Origin of the sequence: Nonomuraea sp. NPDC049637 (assembly GCF_040675235.1) — a bacterium.
Lineage (GTDB): Bacteria > Actinomycetota > Actinomycetes > Streptosporangiales > Streptosporangiaceae > Nonomuraea.
Genome location: NZ_JBFAOM010000107.1, coordinates 1 through 6582 on the forward strand (window position 1 = coordinate 1; position 6582 = coordinate 6582).

A 6582-nucleotide genomic window follows, 5' to 3' on the forward strand; every position below is an offset into this window, starting at 1 on the left:
GACGAGGCGCAGCTCCGCCACCTGCTGCCGGGCACGCCGCGCGGCGCGGTCCTGGTGACCTCCCGCTCGCCGCTGCCCGCGCTGGAGGGGGCCGTCCGGCTCCCGCTCGACCTCCCCGGCGAGCGGGACGCCCGGCTGCTGCTCGAACGCGTGGCCGGCCGCGACCGGATCGGCGCCGCGCCGGACGCCGCCGAGGAGATCCTGCGTTCCTGCGGCCGGCTGCCGCTGGCGCTCAGGGTCGCCGGCGCCCGCCTGGCCATCCGCCCGGTCTGGCCGGTCCGCGAGCTGGCCACCCGCCTGGCCGGCCACGACCTGGACGAGCTGGTCGTCGGCGGCCTCGACGTGCGGGCGACGTTCGAGCCCGGCTACGCGGCGCTGCCGGAGTGGGCCAGGCACGCCTTCCGCCTGCTCGGGCTGGCCGGGCTGGACAGCGTCGCCGAGTGGACCACCGCCGCCCTGCTCGGCCTGCCCGCGCGGGAGGCCGACGCCGTCCTGGAGACGCTGGTCGCGCGCGGCATGCTCACCTCCACCGAGATCGACGCCGCCGGCCAGCCCCGCTACCGGCTGCACGACCTGCTGCGCGTCTACGCCAGGGAACGCGCCGAGGCGGAGGAGCCCGCCGGGCAGCGGCGCGCCGCGCTGACCCGGCTCGCGCTGGAAAGCCTCCGCAGGACCAGGGCCGCCGCCCGCGGGCTGCCCATCCCGCTGTCCCCGCCCTACGAACGCGGGCAGCCCGGCCCCGACGCGTCCGCCGGCCCGGCTTCCGGCACGGCTTCCGGCACGGCGTGGTTGTCGGCCGAGCGGCGCACGCTGGTGCTCGCCGTCACCACCGCCGCCGAGCTGGGACAGGTCGCCACCGCCGCCGAGCTGGCCCACCACCTGACCGGCTACCTGACGATGGAACGATTCCTGGCCGACGCCGAGCGCGTCCAGCACGCGGTGATCGCGGCGGCCACCGCGGCGGGCGACGAGCGCACGGCCCTGCGGTCCAGGCTGCTGCTGGTCAACATGGACATCGAGCGGGGCCGCTTCCCGGCCGCCGACGCGGCCTGCGGAGAGCTGCTGGCCGCCTTCGAACGGGTCGGCGACCGGCACGGGGCCGCGTACGCGCTGATCAGCCGGGCCGCCGACCGCCACGGCTCGGGCCGGCTGGAGGAGGCGCTGTCCGACGCGTACGCGGCGATCGAGCTGCTGGCCGCGCACGACGACGCCGCCGGCCTGGCCTACGCCTGGACGTGGCCGATCTGGATCCACATCGAACGCGGCGAGTACGACCAGGCCGTCAAGATCGCCCGTGCCCGGCTGGCGGAGACCGGCGAGGAGGACCACGGCACCCGCGGCAACCTGCTGCGCGCCCTCGGCACCGCCTGCTACCAGGCGGGCGAGACGGCCGAGGCGGTCGCGTGCTACCGCGAGAGCCTGCTGACCGCCCAGGCCCTCGGCGACCGGGTCGAGACGAGCAAGGTGCTGCGCAGGCTGGGCGAGGCGCTGGGCGCGCTCGGCCGGTTCGAGGAGGCGGCCGAGACACTGGCGGCGAGCCTGCGGCTGTTCGTGGAGTGCGGCGACGTCCTGGGCGAGGCCCTGAGCGGGCACGCGCTCGGCGTGGTCCGGCTGCGCCAGGGCGACCCGGGCGAGGCGCTGCGGCATCTGGCCGCCGCGCTGGACCGGCTCGGCCGCGACGGCCCGCAGGTGTGGCGGGCCCGCACGCTCACGGAGATGGGCCGCGCCCACGCCCGCCTCGCACGGCACGAGGAGGCGGCCGCGGCGTGGCGGCAGGCCCTGACCCTGTTCGGCGACACCCCGGAAGGCCGCCAGCTCGCCGCCTGCCTGGAGGACCGCCCCCGCGACGAGCCGTGACGACCGGCTCCCGGCGAGTCGTGAGGGATCACCGGCGGAGCCGGCGCGGGCCTTCGGCTCAGTTCTGGAGCCACCGGACGACCGGGGTGCCGGTCGCGCCCGCCAGCCGGGCCGCGCGGCGGGCCTGGCCCGGGGTGGCGCCCTCGCCGACGAGCGCGCCGCCGTCCAGCGCGGCCCACACCCCCTCGGGCGCGCCGGCCGGGACGTCCAGCGCCCGGTTCACCGCGGGCCGGACCGGCGCGGGCGTGCGCCGGGCCGACCACCGCCGCCAGTACAGCCACTGGACGAAGATCAGCGGGCCGAGCGCGGTCAGCAACGGGATGGGCCGCCCGCCGCCCAGCACGACGGCGATGGAGACCGCCAGCAGCACCGCCTCCAGCCCCGCCGCCCACCACGCCGCCGCCTTCCCGTACGCCCGGACCGCCACCGCCGGCCAGAGCGACAACATCAGGCAGTCCCCGAGGCCGATCAGCGAGGGGTCCTCCCCGTAGGAGGTGGCCAGCACGGGAGCGAACGGCAGCCCCTGCATGCGCTGCACGAAGTCGAGGGTCAGTGAGGACAGCCCGGTGGCCAGCGTGTCGTAGACGGTGAGCGCCACCGCCAGCGCGGCCACCTGGCCGGGCGTGACCGCCGCCTGCACCCACAGGTTCACCGCGCCGACGACGAGCAGCATCAGCAGCACGTCGTTGACCACCAGAACCCCGGCCGGCCATCCGGCGAGATAGACGGCCACGTCGGCGGCGCACAGCAGCAGCACCGCCGCCGTCGCCCACCGGCCGCCCAGCACGGGGGCGAGCGTGAGCTGCCCCAGCGTCAGCACCACCAGCCCGAAGACCGACACCACGACGCCGGTCGGCAGGTGCAGGTACGCGAACGGCATCACCACCAGTGCGGCGACCATGACCGCAATGTCGGCGCCCACCATCCGGCCCACCGGCGGCCTGGCCATGACGTAGCGGCCCAGATAGGCGGCGGTCAGCGCGACGGTCAGGGCGACGAGCGCGTACAGCGCCGGCACGTACGGGGTCATCACAGTCCTCGCTCGAAGCTGAGCTCCAGCAGGTCGGCGCGGAGCCGGCAGGGGGTGGGCAGGTCCTCGGCGGTCTCGACCAGGACGATGCCGTCCAGGGGCAGCCCGTGCGCCCGCTCCTCCAGGCGGCCGAGCAGGCCCGCGTCGGACTTGCCGGCCACGACGTACAGCAGGGAGCCCTCCAGCGACCAGCGCGTGGGCAGCGGCAGCGCGTGCTCGGCCTGCAGCACGTCCAGGACGTCGCGCGTGGTGAGCCCGCCGGGCGACACCCGCCCGAGCACGCGCGAGGTCGCGGGCAGCGCGGCCAGCGCGCACGACGGCTGCTCGTCCGCGCGCAGGACCCTGACCAGGTCGCCGGTGACGTACCGGAGCAGCAGGGTGGTGTCGCGGTAGGTGGAGTACGGGGTGACCACGATCGTGCCGACGGCCCCCGGCTCGGCGGGCCGCAGGGTGACGGGGTCCAGGATCTCGACCAGCCCCTGGTCGGCCGGCAGGTGCAGGTGGCCGTCGGCGCAGACCCGGCCGCCCACGGGGGCGATCTCGGTCATGGAGTAGCCGTCGCGGACCTGCGCGCCGAACGTGTGCTCCGCGCGCACGCGCAGCGCGTCGGTCAGCACCTCGCCGCCGGACCAGATCGTGCTCAGGCCGAAGTCGCCGGCCTGCCAGCCGCCCCGCTCGGCCTCCTGGACCAGCGCCGCCAGGTAGGAGGCGGTCACGTTCAGCTGGGTGATCTGCGGGTGTTTGCCGGGCACGTGCATCGGGGTGGCCAGCCGGTCGAGCGCGACGGCCGGATCGACGGCGCCCAGGTGCACGAACGCGGCCCCGGTCCGCGTGACGGCCCGCTCGGTGAGGATCTGGGCGATGGACCGCGAACTGATCGCGTTGGCCCACAGGTCGGCGGAGCGCAGGTTGCCGGCGAGCATGAGCGCCAGCGCCGACATCGAGGACATCAGCTCGATCTCGTACGCCGAGAACCACACCATGGTGGGCGTCCCGGTCGTCCCCGTCGTGTGCGCGAGCACGACCGGGCGGGCGCGGTCGGAGACGAAGGCGGCGGGCATGCCGCGCAGGTCGGCCTTGGTGGTGGGCGGGATCGTGGACAGCGTCGCGGGCGTGATGGAGCCGGGGTCCACGCCGTTCGCCTCGAACCAGCGCCGGTAGTAGGGGCTCTCGGCGGCCGCGTGGCGGACCGTGCGCCGCAGCCGCCGCCGGGTCAGGTCCTCCTGGAGCTCGGGGTCGCTGCCCGCGAGCATGTCGTCGGCGCCCTCGCCCGGGGACCCGAACGTCTCCAGGGTCACGCGCATGTCGTCGGCCAGCGCGTTCACGTCCCGCAGGCGGAACCTGCGGCCCGACATCATCGACCAGGCATAACCGAGCTGGCGTACCGCGGTGCCGAACACGCCTCGTCCTTCCGCTCGTGGGGGTGGCCCCCCGGGAGACGCGGTCCCCCGGGGGTGCACGCGAGGGTGATCAGCCGTTCAGCACGAAAATGGCGGTGGACAGGGCGCTGACGGCGTACTTGGCGTAACGGCGAGCGGTCTTGACCATGAGGATCTCCCTGGTTGCTCGGGGCGCACGGGTGGCGCCCGCTGAGATCCAAGGATGTGCGGGGGCGCAAGAGAGCCACTACAGGTCCACTACAAAGGGCCTCACACCAGCGTCAGGTAGTGGGCCAGCTCGGCGGCGGAGTCCGTGGCGATCCCGACGTGGCCGTCCGGGCGCACGAGCGTGTGCCGCACCCCGCCGTACGGCTCGGCCGGCGCGTACGCCCGCACCTGCGGGCCACCCGGCACGCGGGGCGCGGGGTCCGGGGACAGCAGCGTGAAGTGCGGGCCGCGCAGCAGGTCGAACAGGCGCGCCCGGGAGCCGTCGGCCAGCCGCAGCGGCCCGTCGGGCACCCGCTCGCCGCCCGCGCGGGCCAGCGAGCCGCCCCGGTAGCCGACCCGGAGCTGATAGGTCTCCTCGTCCCGCCGGTACGACCGCCGGTCGTGCAGGTCCGTGCTGAGGCCGAGCACCCGGGCGGCGACCGGGCGGCGCTCCTCCTCGTAGGTGTCCAGCAGCGACGCCGGCCCGCCGGTCAGCGCGCGGGCGAGCTTCCAGCCCAGGTTGTAGGCGTCCTGGACGCCGGTGTTGAGCCCCTGGCCGCCCGCCGGGGAGTGCACGTGGGCGGCGTCCCCGGCCAGCAGCACGCGCCCGGCGCGGTAGGCGTCCGCGAGCCGGATGTTGACCCGGTAGAGCGAGGACCACAGCAGCTCGGTGAGGCGGGCCGCGCGCAGCATCGAGCGTTCGGCGAAGAGCCGCTGGAAGCCGGCCAGCGTCAGGTCCGGCGTCGCGCCCGGCCGGAGCGGGGCCATGAACTGGAAGGCGTCGGTGCCGGCCATGGGGTAGAGCGCGACCATCCCCCTGCCCGGCCGCACCCAGGCGTGGATGTGCTCGCGGTCCAGCCCCTCGACGCGCACGTCCCCGAGGGCCATGCGCTCCTCCTCGCGGGTCTCGCCGGTGAACCCGATGCCGAGCGCCTTGCGCACCGTGCTCCTGCCGCCGTCGGCGGCGACCAGGTAGCGGGCCCGCAGCGTCGTGCCGGTGCCGAGCCGGGCCGTCACGCCGTGCGCGTCCTGCTCGAAGCCGGTCAGCTCGGCGCCGTGCTCGACCGCGCCGCCCAGCTCGGCCAGCCGCTCCCGCAGCACCGCCTCGGTGCGCCACTGCGGGTGCATCCGCACCATCGGGTACGGCACCTGCTCGCTCGCCGCCGCCGGCCGGTGCATGCGGCCCTGGTAGACCGGCAGCCGCCCGATCCTGACCCGGATCGGCGGGTAGGGCGTCGTCCCGGCCAGGACCCGGTCGACGATCCCGAGGTCGTCGAAGATCTCCAGCGTCCGCGGCTGGAGGCCCTTGCCCTTCGAGCCCGCCGAGGGCGCCGCCGCCCGCTCGACGACGCGGTGGGCGATCCCGCGCCGGGCCAGCTCCACGGCGAGGGTGAGGCCGGTGGGCCCGGCGCCGACGATGAGCACGTCCGTCTTGTCCGTCATGGGGCGACCGTGCCAGGAGCCGCTGCCGGATCGCTGTCAGCGCCCTGCCGACGGTCACGAGCAGGGCGGACGGTAGGGCAGGTCGTCGAACCAGCGCCGCCACTCGGCCCGGGTGAGCGGCATCCCGGCGGCCTCGCAGACGCGCGCGGCCACCGACTCCGGCCGCAGGTCCCACAGCCGCAGGTCGCGCCCGGCGGCCGAGACGAGGGTGTGCTCGTCGGCGTACAGGACGGTCCCGAGGTCGCGATGGGACAGCTCGGCGATCGGCCGGCGGGAGCGCAGGTCCCACAGGAGGGTGGTGCGGGAGGCGTCCGTGGTGGCCAGAGCGGCGCCGTCGGGGCTGAACCCGGCGATCAGGACGGTGTCTCCGTGCCCGCGCAGGGCCGCCGGACGGGGGGCGCGGCCGGGGTCGGCGATCCGCCAGACGCGGGCGGTCCGGTCGTGGCCGGTGCTGACCAGCACGTCGCCCTTCGGGCCGAAGCGCACTCCGGCCACCGCGTCGGCGTGCTCCTCGTGGTGGGCGACCTGGTCGAGGGCGCGGCGGCGCACGTCCCAGAGCCGAACGCCGCGGTCGGCGCCGCCGCTGGCCAGCAGGCCGCCGCCGGGGCTGAAGTCGAGCGCGCCGACGTCGCCGAAGCCGTCGCGGGCGGCCAGGCGGCGTGGGCG

Annotated in this window: 4 protein-coding genes and 1 pseudogene; 1 reads left to right on the forward strand and 4 read right to left on the reverse strand. The window is 76.2% G+C overall.

Annotated elements, in window-relative coordinates; all coding sequences use genetic code 11:
* A partial coding sequence (locus AB0J71_RS49545; RefSeq protein WP_364421374.1) for a tetratricopeptide repeat protein occupies nucleotides 1–1857 on the forward strand: 1857 nt, incomplete at its 5' end.
* Between the two features lie 58 nt (nucleotides 1858–1915).
* On the opposite strand, the gene AB0J71_RS49550 is transcribed toward AB0J71_RS49545, so the two are convergent.
* The 4 genes and pseudogenes from AB0J71_RS49550 to AB0J71_RS49565 all read right to left on the reverse strand — a co-directional run.
* The gene (locus AB0J71_RS49550) at nucleotides 1916–2887 is read right to left on the reverse strand and encodes a hypothetical protein (RefSeq protein WP_364421376.1); all 972 of its coding nucleotides are present in this window, start codon (nucleotides 2885–2887) and stop codon (nucleotides 1916–1918) included.
* Nucleotides 2887–4287, reverse strand: a complete 1401-nt coding sequence (locus AB0J71_RS49555) for an AMP-binding protein (protein ID WP_352329577.1) — start codon at nucleotides 4285–4287, stop codon at nucleotides 2887–2889. The genes AB0J71_RS49550 and AB0J71_RS49555 overlap by 1 nt, the downstream gene beginning before the upstream one ends.
* Nucleotides 4288–4536: 249 nt before the next feature.
* Entirely contained in the window at nucleotides 4537–5916 is a 1380-nt protein-coding gene (locus AB0J71_RS49560) for an FAD-dependent monooxygenase (protein ID WP_364421378.1), read from the reverse strand.
* Between the two features lie 54 nt (nucleotides 5917–5970).
* Nucleotides 5971–6582, reverse strand: a pseudogene (locus AB0J71_RS49565) (hypothetical protein); the annotation flags it as partial.